Source organism: Nocardiopsis sp. FR4, assembly GCF_009830945.1.
Taxonomy (GTDB): domain Bacteria; phylum Actinomycetota; class Actinomycetes; order Streptosporangiales; family Streptosporangiaceae; genus Nocardiopsis.
Map to the genome: position 1 here is coordinate 286,336 of NZ_VWVV01000003.1, position 17,128 is coordinate 303,463.

Sequence of the window (17,128 nt, forward strand, 5' to 3'; positions counted from 1 at the left end):
TCGCCGAGGGTTGCGCGGGGGCTGTCGCGACCTACTCGTCGTCGTTCTTGGCGAAGCCCACCCAGCCGCTGAGGAGCTTGCCCGAGGCGAACACGGAGGAGATGTGGTCGGGGGTGGGGGTGGTGAAGTCGAACAGGTGGGACACCATCAGCAGAACCCCTTGCTTGTCCGCGTGGGCATCGCGGATCTGTGGCCCGCTTGGCCCCCCGATGGGAGCGCTGTAGGTCGAGAACGGCGGGCCCTGGAGAGTCACCGCGATCTCGAAGTGCGTCAGGTGGGCGGTAACGCCCTTCACCGGGCTGTCCATCGGGATCTGGCCGACGGGGCGCAATCCAGCGTGCTCGAAGTGCTTTCCGATCTTGACCTGCCAGCGGTCCTGATCATCGAGCTGGATCATCACGGATTCGAGGCCGGGATTGACGAGCAGCGCCGGGCGCAGGTCCATGGCTCCGTTCCTGGAGAAGGGCAGCACCACACTCAGAGCCTCGTGGCTGAGGTGGGCGTCGCTGGACGACTTCCCGGTGAGCAGGCCGCTGTCGTTCCAGTCCGGAGCACGACATTCCTCGTGGTTGAGTTCGGCGAACGCGTAGGTGTGCATGTCGATCACGTACAGCGCCGGAGGTTCGACACCCAGGGATCCCCCACAGGTCTGGCAGTCGCGCGCCCACAGGTGCGCCGCGAGTTCCTGGATGCCCTCTTCACCGAGCTTGCTCTCGATCTTCTCGGTGAGCTTCATTTTCTTTACCGCCACGGGCCACCTTGTCCGTGAGTAGGCCGACGAGTCGTTCATGTTGTGCTCGGTCCGGATCGTGCGCAGCCCTGCATGGCCGGATCCGGACATGAGAGCCCCGCTCCGGGGCAGGCGGACGCGGAACTGTACAGCGGTGCAGTGTGCCGGGAGGTGCTACGCCTCGCACGCTTATCACCGCTGCTTGTGGTTAAGGGCTGATCTGGTCGGCCAGAGCGAGCAGGCGCCGCACCTCGGGTGCGTCGGGTCACTCTCCCAGCCAGTACGCGGCGGGCGGGGTGGTGTACGCCTTCTCGGCCAGGGCCAGGTCCTCCTCGGTCAGCCACGGCAGGCGTCCGGCCTCGAAGAGCAACCGCAACCAGACCGCCTCCAAGCTGGCGTCGGGCTGGTCGGACGGGCGGCCTCCGGCCCGGTAGTGGGCCAGAGTGGCCCGGGCCAGGGCCCGGACCTCCGAGCGGGTGTACCAGGCCGCGCCCCGGGTCTCACCGGGTGCGGCCACGACCCGCCCTTCGGCGGTGGCGATGGCTAGGTGCCAGTAGTGGCCCGGCGTGGGCAGGTGCGGCAAGCTCGCGCACAGGTTGGGCAGGTGGCCCTCCCACAGCAACTGGTCGCCGGTGACGGTCAGCCCGACCTCTTCCTCGACTTCGGCGACCAGGGCCGCCGCGACGCTTTCGTGCGAGTCCCGTACGTGGCCCGCCACGGGCGCTGTTCCCTGGGGCCACCAGCCGCGGGTGATCATGAGCAGCCTCTGCTCAGAGTCCTCGATGAGGATGCCGATGCTCGTGCCGCAGCACCGCGTGGCCGTACTGCGAGTCGTGCTCATACTGGAAGTACTCCTTCGGGAGTGGGCGTGGCCCGCCCCGGTGTCCGTGGGCGGATGGGGGTGGGCCGCGTGCCTTTCCGTCACACGGATCCGTGTGACGTGGACCGGTCGGTCCCCCCGCCGGCCCCGCACCGGGCGGGGGCAGGCAGAGGCACCGGCCGGTCAGCGCAGGGACAGCGTGAGGATCGTGGCCAGGGCCAACAACAGTCCCGCACCGGCCAGCAGCGCGGCGGCCAGGCGTTGCGCGGTGTGCCTGCGCACGGCGATCCGCGCCTTGGCCACGGCCCGTTCGGCGTGCCAGCGCGCCGGGGTATCGGCCGCCAGCTCCTCGGTGAGTTGGCGGGGGGTGAGGGTGGCGTAGTGCGGCACGCCTCCGGTGCCGCCCCGGCGGGGCCACATCGCGGTGGCCAGGACCACCAGGACGGCGGCCAGCAGCGCGGCGGCGCCGCCCATGGCGACCAGTGCCGGGGTGGGGTAGGCGCCGTCGCCGGTGGTGAGCCCGGCTCCGGCGGTCAGCACGGTCAGCACCACACCGGCCAGGGTGGCGAGCGTGGTGTTGGTGGCGTCGGTCCTGCCCAGGTCGACGGCGGCGTCAGCCGCGGCGGCCTCGGTTAGGGCCACGGCCTGCGCGGTGGACGCCTTCTGCGGCTGGGACTGCGGAGTGACGGTGGTGGACACGGGTGCTCCTTCGGGGTTGCGAAAGGGGCGGAACCAGGCGGTTCCGCCCCGTGGGTGTGCCGGGGTGGATCAGGCGTCTTCGGCTTCGGCGTGGGCGGCGATCGCCGCGTCGATGTCGGCCAAGTCGTAGCCCCGCGCCTCCTCACCGCCCCGGGTGAACGCCCTCCGGAGCGGGCCCACACCCGCGCTTCGCAGCTCTTCCTGCATGCGGGCGACGGGCAGGTCCAGGGCCTTGGCGAGGGTCTTGGTGTGCATGCGGGTGTCGGCGGCGTCCACGATGGCGTCGCGGGCGCGCAGCAGGATCTGCGGGACCTGCTCGGCGCCGGTGTCGGCGGCCTCGGCCAGGTGGTCCTCGACCTCGGTGAAGAACTCGTCCAGGTCGGGGAAGCCCATCATGTCCTCCTTCGGGGCGGCGGCGGGCCGGGCGGCCTTGGCCGCCTCGGGGGATCCGAACAGCACTTCGGCCGGGGAGAGGAGTCCTTCCATTCCGGCGCGGACCGCTTCACCGGCGGCCGCGGCCCGGTCCTCAGCGGAGGCCTCGTGGCGTTTGGCGTAGGCGCCATCGAGGAGCTGGTCGATGTAGTAGGCGGCCTCCTCCTCCAGGGGCAGGCACGGTCCGGCGGCCGCGATCAGGTCCGCGAAGTGTTCGGTGAACGCGGCCCGCCACATCGCGCGGCGCACCGTGATCCCACCGTCCTGGCCGGTCTCGTTGGCCGCGGCCCCGTACCCGCCCCCAGCCGGGAGCTCGGTCGGGCTCATGGCGGCCTTGGGCGCGATCTGCGCGCCGATCGCGTCCTCGCTGCGCATGAGCCCGACGTTGCCGGTGAACAGGTTGCCGCGGATGACCCGGCCGGTGCTGTTGCCGCCGAAGGCGGCCAGGCCGGTGTCCTGGGACGCGGCGATCACTGCGACGCCGACCTTGCGGCCGATGCGGGTGATCATGTTGACCAGGTCCACCGAGGTCCACGACCCGAACCCCGGGTCGGGGACGGCGCCTTCCTCGATCTCCTTCTTGGTCGGCTCGGGCACGCGGACGAAGTCGGTGATGGTCTCGTGCGACTCGTCCAGGATCAGCACCAGTCCGGGCCGCTCGGGGGTCGGGGTGAACCCGGCGTCGCCGCGCTCCTTGTTGGTCAGGCCGCGGATCTTGACCACGATCGCGGCGGCCTCCAGGGCCAGGCGGCGGGTGAGCGCGGACTCGGAAGCGTCCCAGTCCGCGGCCTCCATCAGCGTGCGCTGGGTGCCGCCCTGACCGTCCAGGTACCAGAACGTGGTGTAGCCGGTCAGGCGCATCCCGAGCGCCAGCAGGTTGAGCAGCTCACTCTTACCGGAGCCCTGGGCGCCGAACAGGTACCCGCCGAACAGCGAGTTCTTCCGGTACAGGCCCCAGGTGTGCACGCCCACGCCGTCGGCGTAGGGGCCGATGGTGATGTTCCCGGTCTCGGCGTCCCACACCGGGGTGCCCAGGATCCGGGGCACCCCGTCATCGCCCACGTCGATGCCCACGCCCTGCTTGGTGGGCGAGTCGGTGGTGATCCGCAGCGTGGCCAGCAACGGGTTGTCCGGGTCGTCCTCGTGTTCGGACAGCGAGATGTACTTCTTGGCGATCCCCAGGGCGGTGGCGATGACGTCGGTCTGGGTGGCCAGCGCGTCGATGCCCCGCGTGCCGGGGCGCAGCTTGACGTCCCAGGCGTGCCCGTACTGGGTGGGCCGGTGGCGGGTCAGGGTGGTGCCCTTGAAGTCACCGGCCTTGCCCGCCAGGTGCTCCTCCCACAGGGCCGCGTAGTGCTCGGCGACCTGGTCGGCCGCGATGGCGGGGCGGGTGATCGGGTCGTAGCCGATGCGGTGAGTGCGCCACCAGTGCGCCGACAGGCCCAGAAACGTCCACAGGCCGGTCGTGGCGAGCAGGTGGGCCCCCTCGAATCCGACCAGCATGGATGCGAAGATCCACCACCAGGCGGCCGCCGCGATCACGATGGTGCGCACCGGGTGCTCGCGCATCCACGCCGCGGCCTCAGCCCAGGTGCCCTCGGTGCGGGTGCGCAGCAGCGCCGTGGTCGCGGCGATCAGGGCACCGGTTCCGGCCGCGCACACCAGCTCGTGCACGGCCAAGGCGGCGGCCTGCTGGATCAGCGCCACGGACACCACGGCTCCGGCCACGACCCAGGGCTGGGACTGCAACCGGAGCCGGTTGCGCAGCGAGTCCTCCTCGATGCGGCGGACGCGGTCCCACATCCGCTCGGGGGTGCCGATGGTCTGCTCGACCTTGGCCAGCTCGGCGGACAGCTCCTCACGGAGCTTCTTCTCCAGCTCGGCCTTTCGGGCCTTGCTCAGCGTGGTGGTCTTCGACGTCGTCTTCTTCTTGGTGGTGGCGGCCATGGCCGGGGTTCTCCTTTCGGTCATCGACCGGCTCACCTCCCGCCCCGGCGGGGAGGGGGGTCAACCGGTCCGGGGCCGCCGCACGGTGTGCGGCGGCCCCGGCAACAGGTGGTGGGGTGGGTGTTACTCGTCGGTGAGGAACTTCTTGTCCCCGGCGTCGGGGACGGCGGCGTAGGCGTCGCGGATCGCGCGCTGGGAGTCCAGCGCGGTGTTGGCGCCGTGGGCGGCGTCGCGCACGGCGCCGACCGCGTCCTGGATCTGGTCGTAGGCGTCCAGGATCGTCGCGCCGACGCCGCCGGCCTTCATCGCGGCGACCGCCTGCTCCAGGCGCAGGACGTTCTTGCGGGAGTCGGCCTTGATCTGCTCCAGCATCTGCTCCAGGCGGAACAGGGTGAACTCGGGCTGCGAAGCCATGGGCTGCCTTTCTTCTCTTCTTGCGGGAGGCGGGTCAGCCCTTGAGCAGGGCGGTCTTGGACAGCGACACCCCGCCCGCGGCCTCGATGGCGTCGCGGACCTTGAGCTGGTCCTCGCACGTGGCCAGGGCCTTCTCGGTCAGGTCGGCGGTGTCGGCGGTGGTGCGCAGGATCGCCCGGAAGCGGTCGTGCAGCTCACCGCTGGTGATGTTCTGCGAGTGCAGCCAGGCCATCACCTCCTCCAGGAGTTCGGTGGAAGCGGTGTAGTTCTTGTGCAGAGCCCGGGTGAACTTCGTGGCCCCGGACAGGTTGATCACTTCGGCCATGTCGTCTCCTTCGGTGTCGGTTCCGGTCTTGGTGGCCGGGATGGTGGCCCCGCCCCCGGACACCGGCCCCTGTCCGGGTGTCCGGGGCCCCCGGACACCCTTATCCACCACTTGACCAGGGGTTTTCGGGGTGGTGTCCGGGGTGTCCGAGGGGACGCCAGAGCCCCCCTTGGGGGCCTTTTCCGGGGTGGACCGGCGCTTGCGCTCCAGACGGATCCGGTCGCGTTCGCCCCGCAGGCGGCCCCGCTCACCGGAGTCGTCGATCCGGCTCTCGGGGTTGAGGTCGTTCTCCAACCGCCACAGCCGACGCTCCTTGTCGGTCAGGTCCTCCCAGGCCATGGAGCGGCCGTAGCGCTCGGGGGTCTCCCACGCCATGTAGCGCGCCCCGGCCCCCTCCTTGGCGGGCTCGGGGTCGGGCACGACCCTCTCGCCTTCGGGCTCCTCGACGGAGCCGTCGCGGGCCGTGCGGCGCTCTTCCCAGCGCCGCCCGGCCTCCTCCTCGACGTGGTCCCACCACGCCCACCGGGCCCGGGCCCGCTCGCGCTTCTTGGCGGCCTTGTCCGGCCACCGCTCGCGGTGGCGCTCGGTCGCCTCGTTCCAGGAGTCGGCCCACACGGTGCGCGCCCACCCGCGAAACCCCTCCGAGGGCTTGAGGTCAGCGCGGGCGGCCTTGGCCTCGCGCTCGCGGATGCGCGCCATGCGCCGCAAGTGGCTCGGGGGTACGGTGCCCTTCCAGGCGTGGATCGCCGCTTCGGCGGACTTGCCGAGCACCGCGGTGAAGACGGCCCAGGCGAAGAACAGCTCGAACACGTCCGCTCACCGCCCCATCTGCGACAGGGCGGTCTCGGCTTCCACGGCGACACCGCTGACCAGATCGAGCGGGACCAGGAACGGCCCGGCGGCCAGGAGGAAGAACGTGGGCGCGAGGAAGCCCACGATGACGTTGAACTTCTTGATCCCCTTCTCCTGGAAGTCGAACCAGAGCAGCACGCTGGCGATCGAGGCCAGGACCAGGTTGATCGAGACCCACGCGGCGACCTGGTCCAGCCGGGCCAGCAGCGGGCCGCCGAGCTCGGCGATGGGGTAGGCCACGCTGAACCCGGCCACCACGGCCGCGCCCAACATGAACCGGTTGAACTTCTTCTTCATCCACAGGCCGATGAGCAGCCCGAGGGCGATCGCGCCGATGATGGAGAACGCTCCCCACATGGCAGGGGCTCCTTTCCTTTGAGAAATGTGCAGGTCAGATGACTAGAACCAGGTCGACAGGGCCGACCAGGTGGCGGTGATGGGCCAGGCCGGGACGCGCACGAGCACTCCCAGGACCTCGGGGGCGTAGGGGATCTGCCAAGTGAGCGAGAGCAGCACCAGGGCGGTGATCCATCGGGTGGGTCGCTCCCCGATCCACTCCAGGGCGTAGGCCGCGATCGAGGTGGGCAGCGACACCGCGAAGAACGCGACCAGGGCGGCCTTGCGGGCCCACCCCTGCTCGGGCCCCCACGCGCCCTCGCGGGCGTAGGCGAACTGCTTGGACAGCGACGGCCGGTCGGTGTTCCAGATCTCGGGCGGAACGAAGGAGTCCTTGGCCCACCGCCCCAGGCGCTCGCCGACGCCGGGGCCGACCTTGACCGGCGCGGTGTCCTCATCGACCACCGCGACCTGCGCGGAGGTCGACGCGGCCTTCTTCGACGGCGGCGCCGGGGCCCGTTCGGGGGCCGCCGGAGTCGCTTCGCGGCGGGGTGCGGGGGTGTCCGACCCGGACGTCCCCCCGGACACCCGCACACCTATGCTGACCTGCGCAGAAGCGAGGGTGTCCGGGGTGTCCGGGGCAGCGGGAGACCCCCACAGGGAGGGGGCCCGGGACGGGTCACGGCGGGTCATACGGAAACCTCCAGGTCGTCGAACAGCGCAGGCTGCTCGGTGGTGGGGCAGATCTCGGCCAGGTGCTCGGCCTCCTGGTCGGCGGCGAGCGGGCGAGTGCGCACGATGTCGCCGCGCCACCCGCAAGAGCACTGGGGCCAGTGCAGGACCCACTCGGGGACCGGCACCGGCTCGATACGGGTGCGGTGGTTCACGCGGCCACCGCCAGAGCGTCGGCCTCGGGTGCCTCGAACGTGGCGCACCCGTCGGGACAGCACCTGTCGTTGCTGGTCGGCAGGCAGAACTCCCACACCCGCCCGCAGTCGCGGCAGGTGTGGCGGGCCAGCTCCGCACGGGCCAGGGCACGCTCTTGGGCGGGGGTGAGGGGGCGCACCGGGCGAGCCAGCGAGCGCCGGTACAGGGCTGCGGTGCGGACCCCGTTGCGGTTGCCCGCGCGGTTGGACCGCCACATGATCTGCGCGGCCACCTCCAGGCCCGCAATCGAGAGCCCTTCAGCCCGCAGTTGGGCTTTGGTGCGCAGGTCCGGGTCACCGACCCAGCCCCACGGGTAGGTCGGCAGGCCGTGTCGGGATCCGGTCGGGTCGTAGTACGGATGGCCGGTAGCCACGTGGGTCTCCTTCCTGGTCATAAGGGGTCAAGGGCCGCCACAGACAAGCTGTGACGGCCCCGCTTCGGCCCCGGCCGGTGGGCGGGGCTCGCGGGCGTGGTCCGGGCAGGTCGATGAAGGCCTCCTTCGCGAGTGAGGGGGTGTACTCGATCGGGCACCGTGGCCGGTTCGCGCGGCGCCACCTCGCCCCGTCCGGGGGCGGCAGTGGTTCGCGCGGCGCCGGAGCGGTGCGCACACCCACCCCGCTCAGGCGGGCGGGGTGGGTGTGCGCACCCGCCGGAGCGGGTGGTGGGCACCCCTGGGCACCTCCAGGTCAGGAGGGGTGCCCAGGGGTGCCCAGGTAGGTGGGCGGTCAGGACTAGGACTGGGTCTGCTTCATCTCGGGGGGCAGGTGGCGGTTGACCGTGCGGCGGCTCACCCCAGCGGCCTCGGCCACGGCCGAGATCGAGGGCGCCTTCCCGCCCACGCTCAGACGCCGGTAGGCCTCCAGCACCAGGCGGCGGTTGCGCTCGCCCTCGCTCAGGCCGGTGTCACCGGGGGTGGGCACCCTGGGCACCCGCTGGTCAGCGGGGTGGGCACCCCGGGCCGGAGCCTGCTTCTGCGGGAAGCCGAACCCCGCCACCGGGGTCCCCACGCCCCCGGTCGAGGGCGGGGTGTCCAGCCCCGACAGGTCGTCGGGCACCTGCGAGGCGGCCTCGTGGTGGCCACCGGCGGGCAGCTCGGTCACGGTGTAGACCGGAGCGGCCAGACGGATCTTGTTGCGCAGCTTGAGCCGCTGCACCTCGATGTCGGCGGCGCCCTCATCCACCGCCATCTGCTGCTCGGCCTGGCGGCGGATCTCAGCCAGGGCCCGCTGCTGCTCGGCGTGCGCCCTGGCCGCCTCCAACGCCAGCTCCTTCTCGGTCTTGGCACTGACGTAGGCGGCCTCGCGCTCCAGAGCGGCCAGCTCGGCCCGCTGCTCCTCGGTCAGGTCCGTCGACAGCTCCCGCTGGCGGCGCTCGTCCTCCTCCTCGCGGCGGCGGGCCTCCTCCTCGGCCTGGCGCTGGGCCTCAGCCGCGGCCCGGGCGGCGGCGGCCTCGGCCTCCAGGCGGGTCCGGGTCTCCTCCGCGCGCAGCCGGGTCTGCCAGTGCCACCCGGCCTTGGCGGCCAGCGGCAGTGCGGCCAGGGCCGCCAGCGGCAGGAAGGTGAGCGCGCCGTGCACCGCGATCACCACGGCGGTCAGCGTGGCCAGCCCCCACCCGGTCGCGGTGAGCCCGTGGCTGAGCTGGCCGGTGCGCCCGGCCCGCTGCCACTCGGTGGCCAGGACGTAGAGCCAGACCAGCTCCGCACCCGCCCCGGCCGCGATGGCGACCGCGGCCGGGGCGGCCGGGGTGGCCAGGTCGTAGACCGACCAGGTCGTGAACACCACCGACGCCAGGGTGACCAGGGCGGCGATGGCGGTGGTCGGGTTGATCCCGGCGCCTGTCGGCGCCACCACGGCGGCGGGCTGCGGGGCCGGCGGGGTGACGGCCTCGGGCGGCGGTTCGGGGTTGGCGGTCTTCTTCCACAGGAGCTTCATCGGTCAGCCCTCCTCGGGGCGCGTCGGGCGGTGCTGGCGGGTTGGGGCAGGGGGTGTTCGGTCAGGACCAGGTCGCGGCCGGTGGCGGCCAGGAGCACGGCGGTGATGGTGCACAGCACCGCGGCGGCGGCGAGGATCAGCACGGTGCTCACTGGGCGGCTCCGCAGTGGCAGACCCAGGAGGCGCGGAAGACGTCCCAGCTCATCGCGGTGCCACAGTGCGTGGGCGGGTTCAGGCGGGCCAGGAGGCGGCGGATCATGCGGCGGCCCCCCGCTCCCCGTAGTCGTCGGCGGCGGGCCAGTAGCCGTCGGTGTCCACCGACACCAGGGCCAGGAGCGCGGTGTGCAGCTCCTCCTCCGGCGTCAGGTACCGGTCGGCCAGGACCTGGTCGACGTCGCGCACCACCGGCCGGGCGGTGGGGGTCTCGGCCAACGGCAGCAGGCGGACGTCGTCGGCCAGCTGCTCGCGCACCTCGACAGCGACCGCGGGGTCGTCCCACCCGTCGTCACCGTTCAGCGCCTCGTGCACGTCCCAGGAGGGGTGCTCGTAGGGGTCGGCGCCGACCATCTGGCTGTTGTCGGCGTCCCAGAACCGCGGGCTGTGCGCCTGGACGGCGAGCGCCTCCTCAACGGCATCCAGCGGATCGCGGTAGGTAGGCTCGTCCTCGTACATCTGTGATTCCTCCAGGTCAATGGATCGGTATCGGATGTGCAGAGCCCCGCCCGGGCCGTCATCCCTGGCGGGGCTCACTGCGTTGTTCGGTGGCGGTCAGATGACGACGGGCGTGTCCTCGTCCTCCTCCTCGTCGTGGTCCTGGCGCAGGGCGATCTCGCGGACTCGCTGCTCACGTTCCTCCCGATGCGCCAGGGCGATGTCGGCGTCGGTCAGGCCGTAGCGGTCCATCAGGACCCGGGTCAGGTCCGGGCCGGACAGGCCGGGAAGGGAGGGGCCGGACACGTACAGCGGGGTGTTGTCCAGGTAGTAGGTGCCGCCCCGGAGGGACAGCTCCCCCGCGAACATGCTCAGGGGCATCGCGAGGATGGCCTGCGCGGCGGCGGCCCGAGCAGCTTGGCCCGCCTCGTACTCGCGGTCCGAGGGGTAGGTGGACGGGGAGCGCCACAGGGTGCGCCAGGCAGCCCGCGCCCGGCGGCGGGCGGGGACGGTCTCGGCGTGTCGGTAGGCCTCCAGCTCCCGCTCCAGGCGCTCGACCTGCTCACCCCGGACCACGGCCTCCCCGGCCGCGTCCCAGCGGGCGCGGCTCTCGTCCTCGACCCGGTCGCGCAGGCGGGCGTTCTCGCGGTCGCGGTCGGCGATCCGGTCGCGGACGGTGCGGAGTTCCTCTTCCAGGGCGGTGATGCGGTCCTGGCATCGGCGGTGCAGCATCAGGCGGCGCTCCCAACGGTGTCGTGGCCCTCGCGGGTGTAGCCGCAGGTGTCGCAGATCTCGCGGGCCGTGGGGGTGTAGGTGGCGCACGCCGTGCACCGCCAGGTCGCGGCGGCCAGAGCGGCGCGGCGCTCGGTCAGCGCGGCGATCTGCGCGTCCAGCAGGGCGAGCTGGTCGACGGCCCCGGTCACCAGCAGCAGGCCCTCGCGGATCGAGGTGGTGGTGTAGCCGACCGCGTCCAGGGCGGGGGCGGGGTTGTTGGAGTAGAGGCGGCGGTCGTAGCGGACCAGGACCCCGCCGGAGGTGGCGGTGACGCTGATGATCGCGATGTCGCCGGAGTAGGTCTCGGCGATGGTGCGGATCTCGGGGACGTCGGCCTTGGTGGGCATCGTGCGTGTGAGCTGCATGGACGTGGGTCCTCTCTTGTGTGCTGGTCAGGCGGCGATGTCGTAGGTGGTGAGCAGGTACTGGGCGCGGGCCCGGCGGCGCTCGGAGCCCCGCTCGGCGGCCCGGCGCAGCAGGCCGGTCAGGCCCCGGCGCAGGGCGTGGGGGGTGGCCCACCGCTGCACGAGGCGGTCGACGGTGTCCTTGGTGGCGCCGGTCAGACCCGCGATGCCCGCCCAGACGCGGACCTGGTGGCGGTCGCTGCGGGCGGCCGGGGTGTCGTCCTCGGGCTCCTCGGACGGGTGGTCTGGCAGCACCGTCTGGGGGGCGTCGGGGGCGGTGGGCTCGCCGTAGATGCGGACCTCGGGGTCGTAGACCGCGTGCGGGTTGGTCGGTGCGGAGGGCTCGTCGTTGGCGGGTTCGGTGACCGCGGGGAGCAGCGGGGTGATGTCGGTGATCCCGGCAGCGGACGCCTTCTCCCGGAGGAAGTCGACGTCCTCGGGGCGGGTCTCCTCCCACAGCGCGTGCTGGAGGCGCTCGTGCTCGGCCCGCCACACGCGCTCGGGCTGGAGCATCATGTCCGCAGCCTTGCGGCCGCCGGCCTGCTCGATCGCCACGGCGATGTCCCAGTCGGCCGTGGTGGTGCCGCCCTCGCGGGCCACGCGGATCACGTCGGCGCGGGTAGCGCCGGTGCGCTTCATGACCTCCGTGATCACCGACATGTCGGTCCTCCGTTCGCTACGCGTGTCCGCTGGTCAAAGAAGTGGCCGCGACGGAGCTGGTGCTCTGCCGGGGTTTTCTTTGCGACCCACTAGAGATACTATCTCTCACAAGAGATAGTATGTCAAGCAGGTTGCTATAAAGGGTTGTGACGAAGGGAAGAAGCCACCGACATGACCCGATTTCGAGAGATCGCTGCGGAGATACGTGATCGCATCTCCGCAGGCAGTGAGGGCTACAGCCCTGGTGACCGCCTGCCGCCACAGAAGGCGCTGGCGGAGGAGTTCGCCGTGTCTCAGCCGGTGGTGCAGCGCGCCATCTTGGTGCTGCGCGCGGAAGGACTTGTCCGGATCGAGAGGGGGACCGGCACAGTGGTGCACGAGATCCAGCCGATCGTGCGTAACGCCACAGCGCGGTACACGAAGACGGCACGCGAACAGGGACAGTCGCGAGGTGCTTTCGCGACGGAGGTCCGCAACTTGGGCCACACGCCGCGAAGCGAACTGGTGAAGCTCGGCCCAGTGAGCCCGCCCCAGGAGATCGCAGAGATCTTCGGATTCGGCAGGGATGACGTCGCAGCCATCCGGCACCGGCACATGAAGGCCGACGACACCCCGGTGCAGATCGCTACGTCCTACGTGCCGTGGACCATCGCGAAGGACACACCCATTACGCAGGAAGACACCGGACCGGGGGGCACCTACTCCCGTCTGGAGGAGCTTGGGCACCGCGTCACACGCTTCACTGAGCGCATCCGTACTCGTCCGCCAACAGAGGAGGAGGCCGGTTTCCTACGCCTGGGGGAAGACCAGCCGGTCTACTCCGTGCTGCACATCGCGTACACCGAGGACGGCACGCCCGTGGAAGTCACGCAGCACGTCATGCCCACGTTCCAGTGGATTCTGGAGTACGAGTGGGCTGCAGATTGACGGGGTTAATCGCATGACTTCACGGTGGCGGAAGCGCCCCTGAGCTGCGAGTGGCATCTGGGGGCACCGCGGTGCCCCCAGATGCCACTGCTGTCCCCATGTGTCCCCTGACCTGAGCGCACGCGCTGCGCTAGCGTCAGTCGGCATCAAGCAGGAAGAGCTGTAGAACCCAAGAAACGACGAAGGCCCGGGTTGCCGCCCGGGCCTTGTCACAAATTCAGATGAGCTGGTCGAATGCGGGACCAGGTAGCTCACCCACACACCTCTCATCGTACCCATTCGGGACGATGAGTCCAGCGAGCTGCCTCCCCGCGGTCGGCCTGGAGAGGCTTTCCGTGTCGAGATACCACTTGCAGCGCCCCGTCGGCGATGACGGAGCCCCCATCCTGGGCCCCGACGGGCGCCCCATCATCATCCCCCACTTCCAGGTGCCCTCCTGGGTGCTGTTCAACCGCCAGGTCGACTCCCGCGCGCTGGGCGCCTACGCCTTCCTGTGCAGCTTCCTGGACGCCTCCGAGGGAGAGGTGTCCTCTTCGGTCACCGCGGCCGACATCGCCGCCCGGTTCGGCGTGACCGAGCAGGCCGTCACCCGCAAGGGCGGCCGCAAGAACAACCCGCCCGGGCTCGTCCCCCGCCTGGCCCAGACCCACGCACTCATCGTGGGCCCCAGCGTGGAAAAACTCCGAGACTGCCCCGCCTGCCACACCGAGGCCGCGGTCGCGTGCCCACCAGGGTGCACCGAGACCCGTGGCCGCAGGCGCATCAAGCCCCGCTTCCAGCTGGCGCCGGTGCCCCCGCAGGGCTTCCTCTACGAGGGGCCCATCGACCGCTGGGAGTACCACAAGCCCAAGCGCATCGCGACGCGGCTGCGGGAAGAGGGGCCCGACAGCACCGTGCCCGAGGCCGAACGGCGCAAGCAGATGCCCTACGCCCAGGTGCTGGCCTGGCCCGCGCTCGATCCGGCGATGGACCTGCTGCACCTGGGCGTGTACGTGTTCATCGCCGCCCACACCAACCTCGCTGACGCCCGGGTGTCCACGGGGGAGTGGCTGTTCCGTGACACCATCGCCGACCGGTTCGGCATGACCACCTCACGGGTCAGCCAGATCACCCGGGACCTGGAGGAAGGGCGCTACATCGCCAAGCACGGCCTGGTCCACCACAAGGGTCGCCGCTACGGGATCTCCAGAGAGCCGACGGCCTACGCCCTGCGCGTGATGCCGCCCGCCGGCCTGATGTACCCCAAGCCGCTGCGGATCTCGGAGTGGCGCGATCCGGCTCGCATCACCAGCCGACAGGAGGCCGTGCGGCAGGACCCGACAGTGAGCCTGCAATTCCCACACACCCCTTCTGACCTGGGGGATGTGGATAACCCGGGTTATCCACAGGCGGGCGAGTGTGGAGATTGCAAGCTGGGGATGTGTGGATTGCATGCTGTGGATGTGGAGATTGCAGACCTAAATACACACCCTCTTACACACCCCCAGACACACCCCTCTCCGTCCGCCCCACCCCCTGAACCCCAGGGCGGGGCCCCGGCACCGCGGGGCGGGGCTCGCGCGGACGGAGACAAGGGTCCTGGGGCGGGGTCAGGGCAGCGGCCGGGGGCGCCTGCGGCGGCCCCGGCCGCGCCCGACCCCGCTCTGCTGGAGCTGGTACGGCGCCACATCCCCAAGGCCACGTGCCTGCGCGGGGCGCGGGACCAGGAGCTGGTGGTGGCCCGCATGCAGGAGCTACTCAGGCGGGGTTTCACCCGCGCCCAGATCGAGTCGGTCTTCCACCAGGTGACCCCTGAGCAGGTGCTGCGGCCCTACGCCGTGGTGATGGACCGGATGCGGTCCGTGCGGCGGTTCACCGAGCACCTCCAGACCGTGGCCCGCCTGCGCGAGCAGGCCGCCCAGGCCGCACGGCCCGAGCAGACCGTGCCCAAGCGGTGCGGGGTGCACGGCACCGAGTACGTGCCCGAGTTGTCCACCCCCGGCAAACCGGTGTGCCTGGTCTGTGAGCGCGAGGACCGGGCCCAGGCCCCGGTGGCTCCGGCTCCTGCGGACGGACAGGAGCGGGCTCACCTCGAGCAGGAGGACCCGGACCTGGAGCTGAGGGCCCGGTTCCTGGAGAGCCTGGACAGCACCAGGGCGCCCCAGGAGACCGAGCCCCCCACCGGAGGTGGGCCGAGCCTGGAGAGCGTGCTGGAGGAGGTGCTACCGGCCCCGGAGCCGCCCTACTGCGGTAGGTGCCAGCAGGACGACCGCACCACCCTGGTACTGGTCCGCCAGGCCGGGGACGAGGTCGTGTTCGACCGGGTGCCCTGTGGGACCTGCCATCCCTCGATGGCCAAAACCGGATAAATCCGGCACCTTTACAGCGTAAAGCTACAGCTAGATTGGGGTCCAGACCAGACCGCAGAACGGAAGCCGACCGACCTGTCCGGACGGGGTTCCGGCGCGTGCAACCTGTCGTCGCGCACGTCGGATGCGCGCCGGGTTCCCGGCCGGCGCGGGGGGTCCCGGGGGCGCGAGCCCCCGGGTACCACCAGACCCTCACCCCGGGTCGCTCACGGCCACGGTCAGTTCATTCATGCTCACGCGACTGACATCCTCGTGCTCGCCGACACCCGGGTACCGCCAGTTGGCGACCATCTCGATTGGTGCCCTTTGCTGATGACTGAATCGGCAGGTAGGGGCGATGATCGGCACCACGCGCCTCCTTTGTAAGAGGCGCACACGCGAAAAACAGCGCTGACCTGCATGAACGCCTTGCAGAGTGTGGGCTGTAGCGCACATTCCGCATCCAAGATGTGCGCTACAGCCCTACATTCCACACACCGCTGGTCCGTCCACCTCACGACGGAGCGCCGACTGGGCCGGCCTGCCGGAGGTGACCGTCTGAAGGTGCGCCACAGCGCACACTTTAGGGGCCAATAAGGGGACTTTCTTTGTCGATGTGGCGCTGCGTGTGGTACGAACAGGCCGCCAGGCTGGCCGGAGTCGGACACGAAGGTGCGTTACAGCGCACACAACAGGGACCAATAGATAGACTTTCCGAACGCTGGTGCCCCATCGGTATCACCAGGACCACCCACAACGAGATTGAGGACCACGTGGCCGAGCCAGTCAGGCAGCCGGGTGAGGAGTCACCCGCACCGCGCCCACCACGTCGCGGGACCTCGAAGCCCCCGCCTGCCTCACCTGCCGAAGGGCGCAACTTCACCACCCTGAGTCTGGATCCTGGTGCCGAGCTTCGGGTCACGCGCACTCAACGCTCCCGGTACAGCTTCGAGGGCGGCAAGTTCTACCAGATGTCCCTGCCCATGTCCGACTACCTGGGCAGACTCCGCCTCACCGGGGCCGAGTACGCCCTGCTGCTGGTGCTCAACGGCAAGCAGAACCGCGGTGGTCTGATCGAGATGACACAGGGACAACTCGCTGAAAGAGCTCGGCTCGGCCGCACGGACGCCTCACGGATCCTCAAGAAGTTCCGTAGCTGGGGCCTGGTCATCAAGGTCGGCAACGGGGCCTACCGGATCAACCCGCGCGTAGCCTTCTACGGCACCAGCGAGGAGCAGGAGGCCGTTCTCCACGAGCTGGACGAGGACTTGCCCACTCTGAACCTTCCCAAGATCCCTGGCGACGGCTGACATACAATGCGTTATCGGAAGGGTGGGGGCAGATGAGCGAGAACGCACCAGAGACACCTGAGAGCGTTTCCGAGAGGGTCGGAGCCTACGGCTTTTTCATGTCGAGCGAGCTGATGCGCGCGCTGCCGAACCTGCACCTGACGGCTACTCAGCGTGACGTACTGGACCTGATCCTCGGTGAGATGAAGGACGGTGGCGTGGTCCCGCTCTCCCGGACCCAGATCGCCGAGAGACTCAGCATTAACGTCAAGACCGTCAGCACCACCACCAAGATCCTGACTGACATCGGTCTGCTGTGGCGCACTAGTCGACGCGCCATCCAGGTCAATCCCACGGCCGCGTATAAGTCGGCCACCGGCGATCCTGAAGAGTGGCTGCGAGCGGTGCGGCGCTTTCAGGGCAAAGCCCCGCAGATCAACCTCCCCGACTATGAGCGCAGGCCCCCACGTCGGGTGGACGACAAGGGCCGTCACTTGAAGGCTGTCTGAAGCGCCTGGTCGAGCACGCGGGCCAGGCGGGCCAGCCGGCCGACGACACGGTCTCGACCAGCTCGGCGCAGGCCTGTGTGATGCCCTCATCGTCGTTCACGACTTCAGCATTCCAGTCCTCGCCAGCGCGCTGTTGCCTTCGCTCGGCCTGCGAAGGTGAGGGTGGAGGAATCG

At 70.5% G+C, this 17,128-nt stretch carries 21 protein-coding genes; 4 read left to right on the plus strand and 17 right to left on the minus strand.

The window, feature by feature from the left end:
- Positions 1-31: 31 nt before the first annotated feature.
- The 16 genes from FYW95_RS06005 to FYW95_RS06075 form a co-directional block, all read right to left on the minus strand.
- The gene (locus FYW95_RS06005; RefSeq protein ID WP_160050092.1) at positions 32-751 is read right to left on the minus strand and encodes a hypothetical protein; all 720 of its coding nucleotides are present in this window, start codon (positions 749-751) and stop codon (positions 32-34) included.
- 244 nt (positions 752-995) lie between these two features.
- A complete protein-coding gene (locus tag FYW95_RS06010) occupies positions 996-1,571 on the minus strand; it encodes an NUDIX hydrolase (RefSeq protein ID WP_160050093.1) in 576 nt (191 codons plus the stop codon).
- A gap of 162 nt (positions 1,572-1,733) precedes the next feature.
- Complete coding sequence (locus FYW95_RS06015; RefSeq protein WP_160050094.1) at positions 1,734-2,249, minus strand: Pycsar system effector family protein; 516 nt, start codon at positions 2,247-2,249, stop codon at positions 1,734-1,736.
- A 69-nt stretch (positions 2,250-2,318) separates the two neighbouring features.
- Positions 2,319-4,652: a hypothetical protein gene (locus FYW95_RS06020; protein ID WP_160050095.1), complete on the minus strand. Its 2,334-nt coding sequence runs from the start codon at positions 4,650-4,652 to the stop codon at positions 2,319-2,321.
- 99 nt (positions 4,653-4,751) lie between these two features.
- Positions 4,752-5,042 carry a hypothetical protein gene (locus FYW95_RS06025; RefSeq protein ID WP_160050096.1) on the minus strand — a complete coding sequence of 97 codons (291 nt, stop codon included), beginning with the start codon at positions 5,040-5,042 and terminating at the stop codon, positions 4,752-4,754.
- 34 nt (positions 5,043-5,076) lie between these two features.
- Positions 5,077-6,177 carry a hypothetical protein gene (locus FYW95_RS06030; protein ID WP_160050097.1) on the minus strand — a complete coding sequence of 367 codons (1,101 nt, stop codon included), beginning with the start codon at positions 6,175-6,177 and terminating at the stop codon, positions 5,077-5,079.
- A gap of 6 nt (positions 6,178-6,183) precedes the next feature.
- The gene (locus FYW95_RS06035) at positions 6,184-6,576 is read right to left on the minus strand and encodes a hypothetical protein (protein ID WP_160050098.1); all 393 of its coding nucleotides are present in this window, start codon (positions 6,574-6,576) and stop codon (positions 6,184-6,186) included.
- 42 nt (positions 6,577-6,618) lie between these two features.
- Positions 6,619-7,143: a hypothetical protein gene (locus tag FYW95_RS06040; protein ID WP_160050099.1), complete on the minus strand. Its 525-nt coding sequence runs from the start codon at positions 7,141-7,143 to the stop codon at positions 6,619-6,621.
- Between the two features lie 101 nt (positions 7,144-7,244).
- The gene (locus FYW95_RS06045; RefSeq protein ID WP_160050100.1) at positions 7,245-7,442 is read right to left on the minus strand and encodes a hypothetical protein; all 198 of its coding nucleotides are present in this window, start codon (positions 7,440-7,442) and stop codon (positions 7,245-7,247) included.
- Positions 7,439-7,855: an RRQRL motif-containing zinc-binding protein gene (locus FYW95_RS06050; RefSeq protein WP_201294723.1), complete on the minus strand. Its 417-nt coding sequence runs from the start codon at positions 7,853-7,855 to the stop codon at positions 7,439-7,441. The genes FYW95_RS06045 and FYW95_RS06050 overlap by 4 nt, the downstream gene beginning before the upstream one ends.
- 358 nt (positions 7,856-8,213) lie before the next feature.
- The gene (locus tag FYW95_RS27575) at positions 8,214-9,413 is read right to left on the minus strand and encodes an ATP synthase subunit B family protein (protein ID WP_201294724.1); all 1,200 of its coding nucleotides are present in this window, start codon (positions 9,411-9,413) and stop codon (positions 8,214-8,216) included.
- Complete coding sequence (locus FYW95_RS27580) at positions 9,410-9,565, minus strand: hypothetical protein (protein ID WP_201294725.1); 156 nt, start codon at positions 9,563-9,565, stop codon at positions 9,410-9,412. Before FYW95_RS27580 ends, FYW95_RS27575 begins: the two co-directional genes overlap by 4 nt.
- 103 nt (positions 9,566-9,668) lie before the next feature.
- Entirely contained in the window at positions 9,669-10,085 is a 417-nt protein-coding gene (locus FYW95_RS06060) for a hypothetical protein (protein ID WP_160050101.1), read from the minus strand.
- A gap of 96 nt (positions 10,086-10,181) precedes the next feature.
- The gene (locus FYW95_RS06065; protein WP_160050102.1) at positions 10,182-10,796 is read right to left on the minus strand and encodes a hypothetical protein; all 615 of its coding nucleotides are present in this window, start codon (positions 10,794-10,796) and stop codon (positions 10,182-10,184) included.
- Positions 10,796-11,203 (minus strand): hypothetical protein, encoded by a 408-nt coding sequence (locus FYW95_RS06070; protein ID WP_160050103.1) that lies wholly within the window; start codon positions 11,201-11,203, stop codon positions 10,796-10,798. The genes FYW95_RS06065 and FYW95_RS06070 overlap by 1 nt, the downstream gene beginning before the upstream one ends.
- Before the next feature lie 27 nt (positions 11,204-11,230).
- A complete protein-coding gene (locus tag FYW95_RS06075; RefSeq protein WP_160050104.1) occupies positions 11,231-11,902 on the minus strand; it encodes a hypothetical protein in 672 nt (223 codons plus the stop codon).
- 171 nt (positions 11,903-12,073) lie between these two features.
- Here FYW95_RS06075 and FYW95_RS06080 point away from each other — a divergent pair, with 171 nt between their 5' ends.
- Together FYW95_RS06080 and FYW95_RS06085 are read left to right on the plus strand one after the other, a co-directional pair.
- The gene (locus FYW95_RS06080) at positions 12,074-12,829 is read left to right on the plus strand and encodes a GntR family transcriptional regulator (protein WP_160050105.1); all 756 of its coding nucleotides are present in this window, start codon (positions 12,074-12,076) and stop codon (positions 12,827-12,829) included.
- 335 nt (positions 12,830-13,164) lie between these two features.
- Positions 13,165-15,177 (plus strand): hypothetical protein, encoded by a 2,013-nt coding sequence (locus FYW95_RS06085; protein ID WP_160050106.1) that lies wholly within the window; start codon positions 13,165-13,167, stop codon positions 15,175-15,177.
- A gap of 192 nt (positions 15,178-15,369) precedes the next feature.
- Here the strand turns inward: FYW95_RS06085 and FYW95_RS06090 are convergent, their stop codons facing one another.
- A complete protein-coding gene (locus FYW95_RS06090; protein ID WP_160050107.1) occupies positions 15,370-15,525 on the minus strand; it encodes a hypothetical protein in 156 nt (51 codons plus the stop codon).
- Between the two features lie 602 nt (positions 15,526-16,127).
- Between FYW95_RS06090 and FYW95_RS06095 the strand changes: the two genes are divergently transcribed.
- Together FYW95_RS06095 and FYW95_RS06100 are read left to right on the plus strand one after the other, a co-directional pair.
- On the plus strand, positions 16,128-16,466 hold the full coding sequence (locus tag FYW95_RS06095; RefSeq protein ID WP_160050108.1) for a MarR family transcriptional regulator: 339 nt from the start codon (positions 16,128-16,130) through the stop codon (positions 16,464-16,466).
- A 32-nt stretch (positions 16,467-16,498) separates the two neighbouring features.
- Positions 16,499-16,954: a replication/maintenance protein RepL gene (locus FYW95_RS06100; protein WP_160050109.1), complete on the plus strand. Its 456-nt coding sequence runs from the start codon at positions 16,499-16,501 to the stop codon at positions 16,952-16,954.
- Positions 16,955-17,128: the final 174 nt, after the last annotated feature.